At 43.6% G+C, this 19,200-nt stretch carries 14 protein-coding genes; 2 read left to right on the forward strand and 12 right to left on the reverse strand.

What is annotated here, in order from left to right; translation table 11 throughout:
• Window positions 1-71 precede the first annotated feature (71 nt).
• Window positions 72-2,888: a preprotein translocase subunit SecA gene (gene secA, locus W293_RS0106810; protein WP_025651723.1), complete on the reverse strand. Its 2,817-nt coding sequence runs from the start codon at window positions 2,886-2,888 to the stop codon at window positions 72-74.
• 401 nt (window positions 2,889-3,289) lie between these two features.
• Here secA and mutS point away from each other — a divergent pair, with 401 nt between their 5' ends.
• Window positions 3,290-6,391: a DNA mismatch repair protein MutS gene (gene mutS / locus W293_RS0106815; protein WP_025651724.1), complete on the forward strand. Its 3,102-nt coding sequence runs from the start codon at window positions 3,290-3,292 to the stop codon at window positions 6,389-6,391.
• A 92-nt stretch (window positions 6,392-6,483) separates the two neighbouring features.
• Window positions 6,484-6,807: a ferredoxin FdxA gene (fdxA, locus tag W293_RS0106820; RefSeq protein ID WP_025651725.1), complete on the forward strand. Its 324-nt coding sequence runs from the start codon at window positions 6,484-6,486 to the stop codon at window positions 6,805-6,807.
• Between the two features lie 89 nt (window positions 6,808-6,896).
• On the opposite strand, the gene W293_RS0106825 is transcribed toward fdxA, so the two are convergent.
• From W293_RS0106825 to W293_RS0106875, 11 genes are all read right to left on the reverse strand, one after another.
• On the reverse strand, window positions 6,897-7,346 hold the full coding sequence (locus W293_RS0106825; RefSeq protein ID WP_025651726.1) for a pilin: 450 nt from the start codon (window positions 7,344-7,346) through the stop codon (window positions 6,897-6,899).
• A 113-nt stretch (window positions 7,347-7,459) separates the two neighbouring features.
• Window positions 7,460-7,969 (reverse strand): pilin, encoded by a 510-nt coding sequence (locus W293_RS0106830; RefSeq protein WP_025651727.1) that lies wholly within the window; start codon window positions 7,967-7,969, stop codon window positions 7,460-7,462.
• A 295-nt stretch (window positions 7,970-8,264) separates the two neighbouring features.
• A complete protein-coding gene (locus W293_RS0106835) occupies window positions 8,265-8,699 on the reverse strand; it encodes a type IV pilin protein (protein ID WP_025651728.1) in 435 nt (144 codons plus the stop codon).
• Window positions 8,693-9,289, reverse strand: coding sequence for a type IV pilin protein (locus tag W293_RS17555; protein ID WP_025651729.1), 597 nt, complete (start codon window positions 9,287-9,289; stop codon window positions 8,693-8,695). The genes W293_RS0106835 and W293_RS17555 overlap by 7 nt, the downstream gene beginning before the upstream one ends.
• Window positions 9,282-13,286, reverse strand: coding sequence for a PilC/PilY family type IV pilus protein (locus tag W293_RS0106845; protein WP_025651730.1), 4,005 nt, complete (start codon window positions 13,284-13,286; stop codon window positions 9,282-9,284). Before W293_RS0106845 ends, W293_RS17555 begins: the two co-directional genes overlap by 8 nt.
• Before the next feature lie 41 nt (window positions 13,287-13,327).
• The gene (locus W293_RS0106850; protein ID WP_156915626.1) at window positions 13,328-14,149 is read right to left on the reverse strand and encodes a hypothetical protein; all 822 of its coding nucleotides are present in this window, start codon (window positions 14,147-14,149) and stop codon (window positions 13,328-13,330) included.
• Window positions 14,150-14,310: 161 nt separating this feature from the next.
• A complete protein-coding gene (locus tag W293_RS0106855; RefSeq protein WP_084212284.1) occupies window positions 14,311-15,420 on the reverse strand; it encodes a PilW family protein in 1,110 nt (369 codons plus the stop codon).
• A complete protein-coding gene (gene pilV, locus W293_RS0106860; protein WP_025651733.1) occupies window positions 15,420-15,983 on the reverse strand; it encodes a type IV pilus modification protein PilV in 564 nt (187 codons plus the stop codon). Before pilV ends, W293_RS0106855 begins: the two co-directional genes overlap by 1 nt.
• A complete protein-coding gene (locus tag W293_RS0106865; RefSeq protein WP_227502366.1) occupies window positions 15,983-16,465 on the reverse strand; it encodes a Tfp pilus assembly protein FimT/FimU in 483 nt (160 codons plus the stop codon). Before W293_RS0106865 ends, pilV begins: the two co-directional genes overlap by 1 nt.
• Window positions 16,466-16,768: 303 nt before the next feature.
• A complete protein-coding gene (locus tag W293_RS0106870) occupies window positions 16,769-17,572 on the reverse strand; it encodes a ComF family protein (protein WP_025651735.1) in 804 nt (267 codons plus the stop codon).
• Between the two features lie 42 nt (window positions 17,573-17,614).
• Window positions 17,615-19,057: a phospholipase A gene (locus W293_RS0106875; protein WP_025651736.1), complete on the reverse strand. Its 1,443-nt coding sequence runs from the start codon at window positions 19,055-19,057 to the stop codon at window positions 17,615-17,617.
• Between the last annotated feature and the right edge of the window lie 143 nt (window positions 19,058-19,200).

The raw sequence follows: 19,200 nt of genomic DNA on the forward strand, positions 1-19,200 counted from the left end.
GTTAGATAAGGGCTTGTTACGACCATTGAAAACGCTTTTAGGACGGCTTACTTATCCCTAATGGTAACGCTTTAGATTTTGCCGTGGCATTGCTTATATTTAAGTCCCGAACCACAAGGGCAAGGTGCGTTACGGCTGATATTCATACCAGCGTATGGATTTGGCTCATCACCGATTTTAAAGTTGCGATCCGCATTATTACCAGCACCAATCGCAGCGCCTATCCCTGCCGCGCCGCTATTAGGGTTACGATTTTGTGGTTGCCCCTGCTCTGCTGCATTATTGTCCGCATTGCTATCTAAGTTGTCGATATCATCATGCTCGAATTGCATGCGCATATGAGCAGCATTCTCACGTTGCTGCGTTTCTAATGCCGCCAGCTCTTCTTTGGTCGGGATATGGACACGTGATAAATCTTGTACCGTCTCTGACTTAATCGCCCCTAGCATCATTTGGAACAACTCAAACGATTCCCGCTTATATTCTTGCTCAGGGTTTTTTTGCGCATAACCACGCAGATGGATACCTTTGCGCAGCTGATCCATTTGCGTCAAATGTTCTTTCCAGTGCTTGTCTAGGCTTTGCAGCATAAAATGACGCTCAAGCTGAGCGGCATCTTTTTCACCCATTTGCTCACGGCGACCATGATAATGATCCAGTGCTGTCTGAATGATTTTGGCGCGTAGCCCTTCTTCATCTAGGCGGCGATCTTCATCTAGCCAATCATTAATCGGCATTGATATCTTAAACTCATCCTCAAGCTCATCTTCCAATCCATCAACATTCCATTGGTCATCGATAGAACCTGGTGGGATAAATTGGCTAATCATGGCGTTATAGACTTCATGATGCATGACTTCAATGGCCTCTAACAGATCCATATCTGCGAGCAAATCATCGCGCTGACCATAGATCACTTTACGCTGCTCATTGGCAACATCATCATACTTGAGGAGATTTTTACGCGCATCAAAATCGCGGCTCTCAACTTTACCTTGCGCGTTTTCGATCGATTTGGAGACCATTTTGTGCTCAATGGCTTCGTCTTCTTTGAGTCCCATGGCGCGCATCATATTGACAACGCGGTCACCGGCGAAGATACGCATCAAGTCATCTTCGAGCGATAAGAAGAAGCGCGACATGCCAGGGTCACCTTGACGACCGGCACGACCACGTAGCTGGTTATCAATACGGCGTGATTCATGGCGCTCAGAACCAATGATATGCAAACCACCAGCCGCAACGACTTGGTCATGTTTGACTTGCCATTCTGCCTTCAGGCGTTTCATCTCTTCTGGACTGACCGAATCAATGTCTTCGATAAACGACTGCCAGTTACCACCAAGGATAATATCAGTACCACGACCGGCCATGTTGGTGGCGATGGTGACCGATTTTGGGCTACCAGCCTGCGCGATAATTTCGGCTTCACGCTCATGCTGCTTGGCATTTAGCACGTTATGCTTGACGCCTTCTTGATCGAGTAAATAAGACAATTCTTCGCTGGCTTCAATCGTCGCCGTACCAACCAATACTGGCGCACCTTTGGCTTGAATCTCTTTAATCTCACGAATGATGCCTTTATATTTTCCTAATTTGGTCAAGAAAATCTGGTCATCCATATCGATACGCGCAATGGGCTCATGGGTTGGGATCACGATGACGTCTAGGTCATACGTTGATTTGAACTCTGCCGCTTCGGTATCAGCCGTACCGGTCATACCAGACAATTTGTCATAGAGACGGAAATAGTTCTGGAATGTGGTGGTTGCCAGCGTTTGGTTCTCCGCTTGGATCTCGACGTTTTCTTTGGCTTCGACCGCTTGATGGAGCCCTTCTGACCAACGACGACCGGGCATGGTACGACCGGTGTTTTCATCAACGATGACCACTTCGCCATCATCGACGATATAATGGACGTTTTTGACAAACACATGATGGGCGCGGATGGCTGCTTGAACATGAGCCAATAACGGCAAACGGCTTGGGCTATATAAACTTTCGTTTTCGCCCAGCTCGCCCACTTCGATTAGGAAACGCTCAATTTTTTCATAGCCCTTTTCGCTAATCTCGATCTGACGGTTCTTTTCATCAATCCAAAAATCTTCTTCTTCGTTATTCTTATTAGCTTCTTCATCTTTTGAACGAATTAGCACCGGAATAATAGTATTAATCAATGCATACATACGTGAAGAATCTTCGGCTTGACCCGAAATAATCAGCGGCGTACGCGCCTCATCGATTAAGATAGAGTCAATTTCATCGATAATACAAAAGTTTAATGAGCGCTGCTTTTTTTCGCCTAAACTAAACACCATGTTATCGCGTAGATAATCAAAGCCATATTCGTTATTGGTACCGTAGGTGATATCCGCTTGATAGGCGTCGATCTTTTCTTGTGGCGGCTGCTGTGAATAAATCACCCCAACCGTCATTCCCAAAAAGCCAAACAACGGACGGTTCAATTCCGCATCACGGGCGGCCAAATAATCGTTGACCGTCACCAGATGGACGCCTTTGCCACTGATAGCGTTGAGATACATCGCCAAGGTACCCATCAAGGTTTTACCTTCACCGGTTTTCATCTCAGCAATTTTGCCTTCGTGCAAGGTGAGACCACCGATCAGCTGCACATCGTAGTGGCGCATGCCATTGACGCGTAGCGATGCCTCGCGGCAAACCGCAAACGCTTCTGGTAATAATGCATCTAAGCTTTCACCATTTTGGTGTCTTGCTTTAAACTCTTCGGTTTTTTGTTGTAATTGCTCATCAGACAGGGCTTGTATCGTCGCCTCATGTGCGTTGATCTTGCTGACCACTTTGCGCATGCGTTTTAATTCGCGGTCATTTTTGGTGCCAACCACACTGCCTATAATCTTTGATAACATAATTTTTTGACCTATGGAAATATTCGATAATTAGTACGCATGACAGCGCTTTACTCGCTGCTTATTCATTATTTGGCTGATTACGGTTTCATTTAAGGCAGTCCAATAAACGATTGCCTAATAACTTTATAATAAAATCTTGCCTAATGAAGTATCGCCCAATTAAGTGTGCCGTCATTATATATGGTTATGACGGCGATGGATACAAGGGCAATGAGTAGATATTTGCCGACGTAAAAACGTTGTAGGACGTGTTAAAATAGCGCTTATGGCTTTAAATTATTTAGCTTTTTAATCACCTCATTTAACGGCATGATTTGCTCACTATCCTTAACTATTTATTATTATAAAAACACTTATTTCGCCCACAGTAAACTCATAAGAACCAAAAGAGACTCTGCATGACCGCTAAGCCGTCCGCTCAAAATCCTCATTCAGCTGAACCGTTAGTCATAGGCGATGCCATCTATCATTTGGCAGACCATACGCCGATGATGGTGCAATATCTAACCATGAAAGCCAATTATCCGCAAGCACTGCTGCTGTACCGGATGGGTGACTTTTATGAATTATTTTTTGATGATGCCAAACGTGCCGCGCAAATCTTAGACATTACCTTGACCCGCCGCGGTACCGATAAAGCTGGTAATACTATTGCGATGGCAGGCGTGCCCTTTCATGCCGCTGACAGCTATATGGCGCGGCTGATTGCGGCTGGGCAGACAGTGGTTGTTTGTGAGCAAGTTGACGAGTCAGCCTCTGACACTGCCACTGGCACTGACAATGCAAATAGCGCGTCCAAAGCGCCTACGATGGGTGACAAGCAAAAGAAAGACAAAAGCAAATCTGCTGCTGGCACTATTATGCGCCGTGAAGTGGTTAAAACGCTGACTGCTGGGACGATTACCGATGATGCGTTAATCGCGCCCAATCATACACCGACCGTGGTCGCGATTGATATTGCAATGCCAAAAGGTAACAGCAACCAAGCTTTGCAAGCCGCCATTAGCCAAATGGACTTGGCCGCTGGGACGTTAACGACGCAAACAGTAAACGCTAATAATGACGATATCGAAGGCTTACAAACTCAAATGCTGACGGTGCTGGCACGCTTTGCCCCGAGTGAATGTATCATTAGCGAGGCACTCAGTCACAGCGATGTAAATAGTAGTGGTAATGGCGAAGATTGGTTGACATGGCTACGGCAAAATCTTGATTGCCCTATCATCGAAGTCGCTGCCAATGACTTTCACCGTGAGCATGCCAGCGCAACTCTTTGTCAGCAGTTTGAGGTACAACGCCTCGATGGTCTAGGAATTAGCGATGCCACGCTTAGCCAATCTAGCTGTGCCGCCCTTATTCATTATGCACGGCAAACCCAACAGCGCCATGTGCCACAAGTTAACCAGCTTATCGTCGAGTACAGCGATGACTATCTAATCATTGATGCCAATAGTCAGCAAAATCTTGAGCTATTTACACCCGTCAGCAGCAATGGAACGTCGCTGATATCCGTGCTCAATCACTGTCAAACACCGATGGGACGTCGTTTATTGGTGCAGCAAATGAAGCGTCCACTACGGCAACATGCACGTATCAATCTGCGCTTAGAGGCGATAGCCAGCCTTTTACAGACAGACAGTCAATCGGATGAAAACAAACAGCTTAAGCAAAATTTAGAAAAACATTCATTGGTCAGTGATTTACGCGAAACCTTAAATGCCATCGGTGATATAGAGCGTATCAGTAGCCGTATCGGGCTGATGAGCGCTAAACCGCGTGATCTGCGTAAACTTGCTGATGGTATTGCTAGTAGCACCCAGCTGACTACTCTACTGACCAATGCTGGTATCAGCCATGAGCAGGCAGGACTGTTGCCCATGCTAATGCAGCAATTGCCTGATCAATTACCTGCGGTACAAGCTGTCGCTGAGCTAATCGAGCGTGCCATTATCGCCGAGCCACCGGCGCATATTCGTGATGGTGGTATGCTAGCCGCAGGCTACGATGCAGAGTTTGATCGCCTCACCCATTTGCATGACAATATCCAAGTGACCTTGGATGAGATGGTAGAGCGCGCGCGTCAAGAAAACCAATTGCCCAGCCTAAAAGTGGGCTTTAATAAGGTCAGCGGTTTTTATTTTGAATTGCCTAAAATGCAGGCAAAAAATGCACCGGCGCACTTTATCCGTCGGCAAACGCTCAAAAGCAGCGAGCGCTTTATCACTGACGAGTTAAAACAAGTCGAAACAGAATATCTAAGCGCACAGACATTAGCGTTAACTCGTGAAAAACATCTGTATCACCAACTGTTGACACTATTAAGCAGCCATTTAGCGGAACTACAACAGCTAAGCGCGGCTATTGCGCAAATAGATGTGCTTAGTAATTGGGCGCAACTTGCGATCACTTATCACTGGCAGCGCCCAGTCATGAGTAACGACTCAAAAAATGACAGTTATGCAAAAATTGATAGCCAAACCAGTATCGATATCAAAGCAGGTCGTCATGTCGTTGTCGAAGCGGCGTTAGATCCAAATAATACTGCCACTCAAAGCAAAACAACCAAACATAGCAGCCATTTCGTTGCCAATGATTGTGCATTGGGCAGTCATACGAATCCTGAAAGACTTTTAATGATTACCGGTCCTAATATGGGCGGTAAATCTACCTATATGCGTCAAACTGCACTAATTGTCCTGCTGGCTCATTGCGGTAGTTTTGTACCAGCTGCGCGCGCTCATATTGGCGATATTGACCGTATCTTTACCCGTATTGGCTCGGCTGATGACTTGGCAGGTGGCAAATCAACCTTTATGGTTGAGATGATTGAGACCGCTAATATTCTCAATCAAGCAACCAATAAGTCGCTCGTGCTGATGGATGAAGTCGGACGCGGTACGGCAACGACTGACGGGCTCGCAATCGCCCACGCTTGCATCAATCGCTTGGTCGAAATTGGCTGCCTGACATTATTTGCCACCCATTATTTTGAACTGACAAAATTGACAAAGAATAATAATAGCACTGAAAGCAGCCATGCCAATATTCGTAATGTCCATGTCGCCGCTAGTGAAGTCGATGGCCAATTATTACTATTGCATCAAATACGCGCGGGGGCAGCAAGCTCTAGCTTTGGACTACACGTGGCAAAAATGGCGGGTATTCCGACTCAGGTACTGAACGATGCCAAGCGCTATTTAATAGACAATTTGAAAATAAATAGCGTAAAAACAGAAAATGAAAAAATTGTGATAGATAAAGTTGATGACAAAAATGACTTAGCTAAGTCAGTAAAGGATAAACGCCAGCAGGCTTATAATGACGAGGCAGAAAAAGCAAATAGCAGCAGTAATAACCAAACTAGAACTACGAATAATAATCCACAGCAAAATCAGCTATTTAGCTTGCAAGATGAGCTTAACGCTATTAACCCTGACAACCTAACACCCAAGCAAGCGCATGACCTGCTCTATCATCTTAAGAAATTCATTAGTCATTAAAGGGATTTGTCAAATAGTCGTAAAAGCGTTAAAATACACCTTATCCTAAACTATTCTATTTAGCCTTAAGCCAATAACAGGTAGACAGCACTATGACCTTTGTCGTTACAGATAACTGCATTCTTTGCAAATACACCGACTGTGTGGAAGTCTGTCCTGTGGACTGCTTTTATGAAGGCCCGAACTTCCTCGTCATCGATCCTGATGAATGCATCGACTGCGCGCTATGCGAGCCAGAATGCCCTGCAAATGCAATCTTCTCAGAAGATGAAGTGCCTAAAGGACAAGAGATATTCATTGAGCTCAATGCTGATTTGGCACAAAAATGGCCAAACATCACAGAGATGAAGCCGCCAATGCCAGAAGCGGAAAAGTGGGATGGTGTAGAAGGTAAGATTCAGTATTTAGAGAGATAGGTAATACGTTAAGATAACTCCAATATACTGAACCAATAAAAAACCACCTAATGGCGATATGCTGTTAGGTGGTTTTTTATTCGCTCATTTTACTGGCAATTTTGAGGCAAATAAGACTTTGATATACCAGTAGACACTGTACAGTCCCATTTACCGTTTGCTGTTAAATTAAGACTTATCTGCTCATTTGATAGATAACTGAGGTTTTGAATATGACAGGTAACAGCATTAGGTGTTGCAGTGTCTATATTAGGCGGTATCACATTAAACTGACAATAATTCGAACTTCCTGCCAGATTTAATCCAGCAGGACTAAAATCAGTCACTCCTGACCCTTCATTCATCAACATCTGATACGGCGTTCGAAAACTATTAATTTCTTGATAAATAGTCATTACCTGCGTTTTTCGTACATGTGTCTGATAACTAGCCATACTAATCGCTGCTAAAATACTGATAATAGCAACAATAACCATCATTTCGATTAGCGTAAACCCTGACTGTGATAGCGAAACGCGGTTTTTATTCGATGACTCCATATCAAATAACCTCTTACGTTATAGACTCTTAATGTACTCGTTGTACTAACACGTATTTTGGATATAAAAAAAGCCAAACATCATGCTTGGCTTTTTTCATTCTAGCGGGTCTATTAAGTGATTGGAGTCAGTGATGTGTCAATAGCACATGATTTATTTTCAAACTTCTCATCTACGTTACTAACACACTTCCAAGTACCATTCGCATCACGAACAAGTTGTACTTGTTTACCGTTAATACCTGGGTTACCACTATTGAATGTAACCTCGATAACACCTGCACCGTTTCCAGTATCGTCAATCTTAACAGTACCAAATGATGGGCTAACGATGCCTAAATCCTGAGGTGTTTCACCACGTACAGCAGGTACCTGCACAACTTGTCCATTTTCCGTTTTTGTTGTTGCCGCTTTAGCCTCAGTTGTACCATCTGGAAACTCACCATACTCCATAACGTACTCTTCTAAACCAGTTTTATTGGCTGTTATGGTAGATACTGCTGCTGCGATATTGGCACGGCCAACATAGTTCTGATACTGAGGAATAGCGATCGCAGCTAGAATACCGATAATAGCAACAACGATCATTAGTTCGATTAGGGTAAAACCTTTTTGTGTGTTCATAGAATTGTCCTTTAGGATAATATGACAGTAGATTAATAATCTTACTGTCAGTGATAAGTATATTTATTTCTTATAATAACTGCTGCATATAATGTGCCAAAATCATCACTTATAGTATGTGTTTACCGTAATCAGCCTGCTAGCCTTGTTATTAATGCTTAATGGGTCACTATTACTATGATAACTGACACTAAATGTTACGCTTAGCCTACTGTATATTGTCAATTTATGTCATGTTTGAGCGTAAATAGTAAACTAGACTGACGTTTTTTGTCAATTAATTACATATCTATGACTATCTCCATTCATTACCCATACCACAGTCGGTATCTCTACATTTTAGCCCGCGGTAGTCAAAGGTTAGATCGCCATCACCAGCCATTCGGGTACCTGCTATAGGTGACGCTATAATTGTCCATTCAGCGGTCAGCGGATCTGGATCAAAGCTGATCGTATAGAGTGAATTACTTTGTGGGAAGTTACCACCGAGACCAGTGAGTAACGCATTGCTATATTGCCCTTGCGCCAGCTTGCGACTTTCGATAGTAGCAGCGATGTTTTGTAGCTCGCTCATCGTATCAGCACGGTGACCCCTTTCGATATAGCCTTGATAGCTTGGGTAAGCTATAGCTGCTAAGATACCGATGATAGCAACCACAATCATTAGCTCTATCAGCGTAAATCCGCGCTCATCTTTGACTTGTCTATATGTATTTTTTACCATTACCATGTTTGAGCACCATTTCCGCAATCATCTGCTCCAATCGCGATACTTGTCGTTGTCATACATCTGATACCAGAACTGGTAAGCATGATTTTGCTTCCAGTTTTAATATAACGAGTGGAATTAGGTACTGCAAGCATCTTCCATGTGCGTCCTGTGACATTGTCCACACCGGGATTTGCTACTAAGCTGACAGGCGTGCCTGATGTATCGCCATCAACTAGAGTAATACGATAGGTGTAATCATCGCCACTACCGGCAGGCACATTAATGATGGTATCATCCGCATCTGCGTAGCTGTAATCAGTATCGCCATTGCTATCTACTGTCTGTGGTACAAAGCCTTTATAAGTCAGAGCAGTAGCACGCCAACGCTCTAGCTCTAATTGTAACTGCAGCATTCTAGCTTGGGTATCACGCTCAGCATTGATGATGACATAACGGCGATAGCTAGGTACTGCGATAGCCGCCAAAATAGCTAAGATAAAGACAACAATCATCACTTCAATAAGGGTGAAGCCCTTTTGGGCAGTTGGGTAGCGACTTGCTGACACACCGCTCAATAACCGCTGTATGCTGTTGCCATATCTAGTCATTAACTGACTCCGATAGCTGCTCATACCATCTAGTGGTAAATAAACGATAGTCCATAATACTGACATTACCACCACCGGAGCCACTAGCGTTTACATTATCTGCACCAGTACTCGATCCTCCACAATTGCCGCCAGGACAGTTGGTATCTAGTCCTGACTCATTATCTGATGACCAAGCACCACCGAACTCAATACGATTGCCTGAGTCGACTAACTCACTGAATGACTGGGTACCTAACATAATACGTGTCGTAGGGTTCTCTGGATTAAAGGCGCCAAATGCCAGCTCTTGAATTCCCTTGCCTGCGCGTACAAACCCACCTGTACCATTTGATGATTTGTCTGTTGTAGCATCCTCTTGCTCACAGATACCATAAGGCAAACAATATATTTGACGCTCTGAACCACCAACAATCTGAGCGGCACAGCCACTGGTCTCATCATATTTCATCTCTGGGCTGTATGCAGTCATATAATAAAGACCACCAATGGCCATACCATCACCCATGGATTTGACATTTTTGACTTTACTATTGCCATCAAACTGATTTAACGGATAGAACCAACCTTGGGACGTAGCGACATTTGGTCGCATTGGTACTTTAACACCTGCTTTGGTTACACTGCCATCGTTTTGATTAAACGGCAATTCGATTAAATCATCTGAATCGAGGTTCTCAGTGGCTAACGTAATTTTTGTGTCTTCTCCATAAAGTCCTGGACTGGCAATATCTCGATCAATGACTCCGAACAATCGATCGGACTGGCTAGGGATATCATTGCGCAAGCGTGATATTGGATTGCTTCTATCACCAGAGGCGATATTGACTAGTGCAAACAGAACGCTTTGATCTTTATAAAAGCTCACTGAAGGCTGACCATAGAACCGGCGCTGTAAGCCTTTCTCGACCAGCGTACCAGAGTTGCCATCGAGTACCTTTACGATGCGGCGAGTAAAGTTATTGATACCTGCACTACCGCTGATAGCTTGCCCATTCCGCAGATCCACGCGGAATAACTGGCCGCCCAAGTCACCAAAATACAGATGATCGATCATACCGTCATCATCACGATCCAAGGTTGTAATTTTACTGACGACACTGTGCTTCATCTCTGGCACTTGGATATGCTTGCCCGAGGCACCTGACGTTCGGCCTGATATTGACCAAATCACATCACCTGTCTTGGCATCTGCGATATATACCGCATTGCCGTCCGTCATCGATTTATTGCAATCTTCAAACTCATTGTCAGTTGCATCCAAGCGGAATGTCGGATCTTCGTAGCATTCATCATAACCACCACCGAAGATGATGACATCCTTGATGCTGTTTTTACCCGTGCCAACTTTTATCTTGCCAGACACCGGCTCACTCCACACTTTTCCCAATGCTTGATAGCCATCAGTACTGTTATTTATGCTAAATAGCATTTCAGGGCTACTTAAACTGCTAACATCTAGACCATATACTCCCTTGCCGCCTTGGCGTAGACCACCATAGACGTAGACTTTATCAGCGAGGATTTTTCCAGATGACTCAGATGTGGGCGAACTAAAGTCGTACTTATAACTGCCTTGTACTGACCATGGTGCATCAACGCCAAACACAGGCGCATCTACGATGCTACCTTCTGGCTGTAAAGCTTGAATCTGCTTATTAAGGATAGTCTTTGGAATGAACGCCAAACTTTCTTGCCCACTATCTGCAGAAGCAATGTGTAAAGCACCTTCCATTGAGCCAAACATCACATAGTCATCACGGCTACTCTCATCAGTTGCTACCATACCTGCATCGGCATCTACCTTGCCATCACCATCAGTATCTTTATCATTCGCATTGATATTGGCACCATAAGAGATGAGTGTCGGTCTAGAGTGAATCACTCCACCTAACACTTTTATATCGCCTGGTGGATTAATAATGATTTTTTCGAGCTCCGCTAGCACGCCGCCATCGGCAGCATCGATACGATCTGCTTCAGCCTGAGTCGGGCTGGCATCATAACCCAAGAAATTGAGTAAGTATAATTTGGTTAAAGTTTTATATGAATCATCAAGGTCACCAAACCCTTGTAATGCTCCATCCGTGACGCCCACTTTGAGCAATTGCGTTTCGCCATCCACGATATTTTCAACATAGACATTACGTGTGGTATTGCCCCCTGTCTTTGGTGTTTTTAGCTGAGCATAAAAGCCACCCGCTGTGATTCTATTATTTACATTAATACTAACGCCAGCTTCGTTAAGTACCGTTTGGTTTTGTGTGCTCCAGATATCTTGTGCATTTGGATTTAAGTCATCAGGAAAGCCGTCACCGTCATCATCGACATAGAGTCTATCGCCATCTTTTCCATATAGCGTGGCTTGTTTGACATGGTATTTTTTGAGATTGCCCGCCCATATTGAGGCATCACTACCCACTTTGGGCTCTAGCATCGGTAGATAAGCATAAGGTTTGATGCCTAGACTACTTAGAGGATCTGCGGGCACAGTGATAGTACCTGCAGGAATACTGGGTAAATCCGTTTCTAATTCCTGTATAACAGATAAGACACTACCAACGATGTCCTTTGTATCTTTAGCAAAGAAAAACCCACCTTGTCCATAGCCACCAACACTGACACTATCAGTATCATATATACCTGATTCCATACCTAGGTTACAGGCATTGCGTGCATCAGGATTGGCAGTAGCCGAAATCTGCGAGCAGTCGTAATACTTTTTATTATATCTATAAGGCGCGCCATCACTGTCCGTAAACCTAGTCAACGTGCGCTCTACTGACGTATAATTATTTGGATTGTTTACAGTATCAAACGTAGCACCAAAACCAACCATTGCTGTTGTCACTTGGCGCTCTGTCCTCAGTTTTTTTGCAAATGCACCCATGCACTTCCATTGGTTATTTTCTGTTTCAGCGCCCTCTAGCAGCCCACCTGAATCAGGACAAGAAAAGCTAGAAAGATTCAATGATGTTTTCATCATACTCTCTAACGTAGACCTTTCGCCCATACTGTTGGGTAAACCATCAGTGAGTAGATAGATACCTTCTGCGCCGCATTGCTGAGCTTCTGGTGCCCTGTACGTATTGCTATTTACAATTTCAGTATCTGAAGTTGATAGCATACCGCTGTACTGGTTGTTAGCTATTCCACCAGCTGAGCTGTTGCCCAACATATAAGCACCAGCATCAGTATAGGCTGCTGCCATCGGTGTGCCACCAGAAGCATTCAGATTGCCTAAAAACGCGAGGATATTCTGCTTTTGGGTCGCATCCAATGGTTTTGCAGGAACCTTTATTTGTCCTTGCTTACTATTTCCGTAACCAAATGCTCCAATACCAAGCGCTATATCTTCATTCATATTCTCAAGCTGTATGAGCTCATATATTGCATTTTTTAGAGAAGACATACGATCGTATTTTACCTCTCCATTTAGCAAACAAGCTTCAAGCGCTACACCATCTCTAATCGACCTCAGAGGTAAGTAACTATCAGCTAAATCATTATTAGGATTAGAGATCGGATTGTCTCTCATTACACATAACTGGTTGTCTTTGCCTACCAAGCCTTTAACTGTATATTTTTGAACCCAGTCTTCTTTTACAAGGTTGGCAGGTACATTATTGGGACTAAAATAATAAAAATTTTTATCTCTTACATTGAAACAGCCAATAAAGGGAAAACATTGTCTTCTGGTGCTATAAGCCCGATAGACCCTAGTATCTTCAAAAAGATAATCTCTAATGAAACTATAATCCCCTTTCATACTTCCTGATTTATCTAACATCAAAGTTAGCGTAGGTTTATTCGATTCGCTACTGGGTTGATAAATAGTCAAATCGCCAATTTTGTTATAGCTTGGATCGCCACTGCTATCATAGGAGGTACCAGCATGGGTTATCACTGAAGACGCCAAGAACGCACCCACCGCCAACGTGATAGCAGCAGGACGAAACTGTGGTGATAAGGCAAAGGTCGATTGAATGAGTTTCATATTTAGTTCCTACTATATGCGAATTATAGATATTGGCCACGTTACTTTGCTGATTGAGCGATATTGCCATTCGGCGTTAAGCCCAATAAATCCTGACACGCTTGAGATATTTTACCGTCACCTTTACCATAACCTTCATTTATACAGTTCTCGGAATCGACATTGTTTTCTAGCTTGGCTTCTTTGACTAGTACCTTGGCTGGTACACCAATCTTGGCCAAACACTCGTTACGCGTCTCGCCAAAATATGTATTTTGAGTAGAGTCATCTTCGTCAGTTCCAGCTACAAATGATGCAGCATTTTCGCTAGGTTTTTTTAGACACTCGGTAATCTTTGCGTCTGATACTTTTGACATCGCTGGCAAAAATGAGGTGGAGTGTATGCGAAAGCTTGGCGAGCTACTGGTCGCATCATCTGAGTTGATGGTTATCTCTAGCGGCACATTGCCAAATGGTGTCACTGGTAATGACTGTGTGTTTGGCCTGGTCACTGACACCTGAGTCATGACGTTTTGACGAGCATTGACAAAATCGCCAGCTTGACTAGGGCGACAAAAACCGCTTGAACCTGCACCGCCTACCAACTTACTTTGCCCCGATGGGGTAATAATAGTTGCCTCAGACATCTTAAAAAAATAGCTTTGGCGTGGACGATAACAGAACAGCACCTGATCACCACGGTTTGATGTGGCACCAGTATTCAAGAAATAACCAAAAAAACCAAGTGACCCAAGAATATTGGCTTTTTCACTGCTGTATGTCGGATCATTAATGATATTTTCAATATTCTTGTTGGATGTATCTGAAGTCGTTAGTAGTAAGGTATCTACCTGATCGCTAGTCGCCAAACGTAATGACGTCATGCTATTTCGTACAGCAATGACGCCTACGACAATAATTAATAGCAAAAACATTAAAACTACGATTAGTGTAGCTCCATTCTGGGAGGCTGGCAGCTGATATTTAGGATATTTATTCATAATATTATTACCTAAGCGAGACAGGTTTACACATCAGGTTTTGCTTAATCATCCATAACACTTATATTTCTTAATGTCACATACGACTCTACTACCGTGCGCAGATATTTTTTGCTCAAACCATTATTTAGGGTGGAGGTTTTACCCAATACAGTGAATTCAGATGGGCCTTCTTCATTCAACACTGCATTATCAGAGCGCAAAATCAAACCGTACTTTATTCCTATAATAGGCGGTTGATCTTCAAGGTCCAAATCTAGATAGTCGTTTACCGTATAATACTGTAGCTGATTGCCCTCTCTGGTCGATAATAATATATCGAAGTAATCCACATGGGTCATAACCTCCTGACCAGCATCACCAAAATCTCTGATTGTATTATTGGTTTCAAATTCAACAGATTCAGATAGCTTTTCATCTGGCCTACTTTGTTCAGTATACTCATCCATAACTTCGGTAATATACTTTCCTGCATCACAATACAAAGAAAGCTCTGTAGGTTTTGATGCGTCAGGTGCTCTTAGATAGAAGCGCTCTACAATGATTTGGCCATCGATGACTTCTTTTACTCCACCGATAGTGACCTTTCTTGGACCTAGCGCCAACTTACCTTCACAGTCATACATGTCTTGTGGCGCACGGTACTGTATGGTCAGCTGACCACTTTTCGAGCTCGTGTTGCTCGCTCCAGTCCACTCATTTGTCTCAGTACCTACCGTTTGATCACCAGTACGAGTTAATAAAGCAACATTTACAGGAGAGCCACCTAAAGTAATATTTTTGGGTACTTTTGGATCACCACCTAAGTCTTTGGGATTACGAAAGCTATCTAAAGCTTTATTGCCATCCTCATCCTCTATTGCATTCTCAGCGCTCGTTAAAGCGATACCAGAACCAGGTTGGTCGGCTGCAACCTTATCTGCTAATCCTAAGTTTGCAAGACGCGCTTTTCTTTCTATTATAGGTAGATTAAAGGCAGCATCTTCGACTAACTCTGAGGCGCTTGTTTGTATGCCTGCTGTTTTCGCATTGATCATATAGACTTGTACTGCAGCAGCAGATACAAGCAGACCTAAAAACAGCGATACCATGAGTTCTATTAATGTAAATCCCATTTGGCGTTTCCGACAATCTTGAAGCATTGAGATTCTCATTAATAAGCCTCCATTATCAGACAATGCGACCCTACTTTGTAGGAACCACTACTGTTGCCACAAGCATTGTCTTCACTGTCATCTAAAACAGGTATTGTTTTACCCCACGAAGTAATAATGCATTGTCTAGCATTTATATCAGCCATATCTGGGCAAGTGGTCATGTTTAACATGATATCTTGTTCACAGCCTAAATTGGCTGCCTGCCACGTGTTCAATGCTGCTATTTCTTCGGCGTTACAAGCGTCTGATTTGCAGCTATCTTGATCAAAACTGCTGCTTGCCTGTGCCACTTTCGCACAATACTCAGTGATATTATCTGTACCTTGATTCAGGGTGTTTAACGCTGTCATAAAATCATCAGTAGCTAAAGTATTTAAGCGCATATTTTCTGATAGTTGTTTTGACATACTCATAGCACGACTACGTACCAAACTCTCATCCGTAGCATTCAACGCATTTATCTGCAAAGCACTAAAGCCTAATACAGCGACAGCCAATAGTAGCAAAGCCACCATGACCTCAACTAAGCCTACCCCGTGCTGGTTATTAAACTGAGCCATTAACAAGTCCCTCCTACTGCAGTACTTATATTAGCAACTGCAGTAACGATAACCTGCATCTTAGCAGATGAGTTTCCGCTATCACAGATGTTATAAACCACTGCATCCGCGCGCTTACTTGGGCTAAAGGTAATCGATGATTCTTCCGCCTTTATGATACTCTTTGAGCTATAACCATAGCTTGCAACCTCTTCCGAACCAGAGCCCTTAGTTTTTATGGACATCGAATGAGTACTATCATCGAAACTGAACTCCAAAGCCTGTCGCCGAATCACGCTTTCGACCTTGGTTTCTTTAAGGGCATTTTCCAACATCGCAGCAGTCGACTTAACGCGCTGATTGGCCAGCTGCGTACTCATACTAGGCGCTGCTATACTGACAATAATGGCAAGCACAGCAATCGTTACCATCAGCTCAATCAGGGTAAATCCTGAGCTGTTCATTCGCAATTGGTAAGGTACATTTTTCGCAGATGCGTTCACATCAAATCCTATTTATGGCTGTGTGCAGCTCTAATTTCTTAAAGGCAATAAATACCTAATTTTTATAGTAATGAAGCCGGTATAGCTCGCCTCATTTTTTAATTATCTATAAGGCTTCTATACAATACTGCACTGCAATTTTTATTCCATTTAACTTGATAAATGGTGTTGTAGTAACGGTTATATTAAAAAATACAGAGAAATAACAAATTTAGCTAAGGTATATTCATAATATAGCGGTAAGGTAACACATTAGCAACATAATAGTAGATACCAATAGAACAGTAGATTGGTGGCAATCTATCACTGATTACCGTGCGCTAATGCATAGGCAAAAAGATGATATCCATGGGAGGGTTGATGCTGATCAAGCGGTGCAGCGCCGAATGAGCTGTGCAGTGTACGTCCTAATGCTTGCAAACTAGCACCAGTGGTGGCGACATCATCGAATAAAATTAAGCGCTTAACGGCTGGCTTTTCGTTTAATGCAAAAGCGTTGTCTAAATTACTCAAGCGTTCGGCACGACTCAGTCCTTGCTGGCTGATAGTGTTATCAATACGCTGCACCCCGTGCCACAGTGGTATGTGCCAATGCTTAGACAAATGCGCTGATAAAATACTAACGGGATCAAAGCCACGCTTGGCCAAGCGTAGAGAGGTAGTCGGCATAGCGACAATCACACTGTTATCATGATGACAGCCGTGCGGACGTGGCAGTTGCCGCAGAGCGTGCAGCAATAATGGCAACTTGGTCATGTCCTCAGAATGCTTAAAAGCACGAATCGCTTGGCGCATGGGATAATCGTAATAAGTCGCGGCTTGAATAGAAAGCGTACTAGCAGCCGCGATGTCGACCTGAAAGGGCTTGGGCAACCAGCCTATACTATGATGACAATGCGAACAGAGCAGACCGTGATTTAAACGTTTATCAAAAAAAAGACGCAAATTGGCAATCAGTGCATGATTGCTAGGCAAAGAATCAGAGAAAGAATTGGGTGTATTTGCTGAGTGCTGTGAGGTGCTGCGATGAACGCGGCATAACTGGCAGCGTATACTTAGATACTCTGCCAGCCATAGTCCGGTTTGATAAGGGACTAGGTGCTGCATGCTTTGGCGCTGCATGCTTTAGGGTCAGGATGAGTATTGATACTAAAAACCCTTCCAATCGTTAAGCACGATACCAAAGCCAATAGAGGTGTTTTCATGGTTATAATCGATGATGGATTCGCCATAACCTTGGAACAGCTGCACAAAGCCATTGACGTTTTCTGATAATGGATAGGTATAGTCGACTTGTGCGGCCCCTTTATTGGTGCTTGGGTTATAACGCAAGGTACCGCTTAGGCTCTGCTGATTGGCCAAATCATATAAAAACTTGACATCGCCATAGCCCATATAATCTTCGATATCTGGATTGTCCTCACTACTGTCATCTTCATTATTCACACGCGCCCATAGACGCGGGATGACGGATAGCTTGCCCCACTCTGCACCTGCCATAAGATAAGCACGGTTCCATGAGCGCGATAACGGATCGCCTTGTCCATTGGAGTGGTGAATAGCGCCTACACCCAACATGCGTAAACGCCCACCAAAAGGTAGGTCGGCGGCTACAGGTTGGGTCAAAAATATCTCAGGCTGATAATCGGTGGCGCGAAATTCTCGTGAGTTATCCTCATTATAGACCTGCCAGTGCGACTCTTGGGTATAACCAAACCACAAGTCAGCATTGGTATCGAATAAATCCTCTGCGACCTTAGTCTTTAAAGACAACTGAAATTTTAGCTCGGTCTCGCGTATGTCATTAGCAGAGTAAGACTCTGTTTCTTGAGAGGGAGTCCCTGGGTTTAAGTTGGGATCAAAGGTATAAAATAACGGTAGTACATAGGTTGGTCGGTACGGTCTTACCGTCCAAGTACCACGTTCGCTGTTTTTATCAAGGTCATAAGATAAACTCAGCGGCGTATATTTTTCAATATCGCCTTGAGTCACGCCCACATTTTCTAAAACGTTTGCTTCTCTTTGCGTCAGCCCAACCGTATCTAGACTCTGACTCTCAGTAGAATCTGATTGATTGGCCAATAGACCAGTATCAGTCTCATTGGTCTGTACAATATTAGTCGTATTCTCTTCAGCAAAGACAACTTGCGGATTACCGGAAATAGTCGTTTTAAATGTTTTTGCCAAATCTAGCGGTTGTTTGGTATTTATGTAGCTCGGCGTTTCGCCTTGCTCAGCAACCTTATCGAAGCAAGCAAGACGGGCAGCACTGGTCTGTACTTGCGTACATTCAAAAAACAATTCCGCCTGCTTGGCGACGAATTCACTATTTGACAACTTACTGCGATCGAGCGATTTATTAGGCGTTTTTAGACGCTCAGAAACCACTTGCTGAGCATTGTCGTTTTCATACTCAACCGCAGCGTCCGCTACAGGTATTTCATTATAAACCTGACCGTCATTCGCCGCTTGTACTTGTAGAGCCGTACAACTTAAGGCGATACCCATAGCGATGCTCAGCGGTGTCTTTGAACCAAACCCTAAAGCCATGGTGCGTCGAGTCTGATGCTGGGGTGTAAGAGGAGCAAACATAAGTGTCCTTTGTCGTAATTGGCATTGATGCCGGTAGATTATCTAATGCAGATGGCATCAATAACAGGTAAGCTAAAATTGGTAGTCAATGATATCGATATTTGATTGAAAATTATTAGGGCGTGTGGCTCATAACCAAATGT

Source organism: Psychrobacter sp. TB67, assembly GCF_000511065.1.
Lineage (GTDB): Bacteria > Pseudomonadota > Gammaproteobacteria > Pseudomonadales > Moraxellaceae > Psychrobacter > Psychrobacter okhotskensis.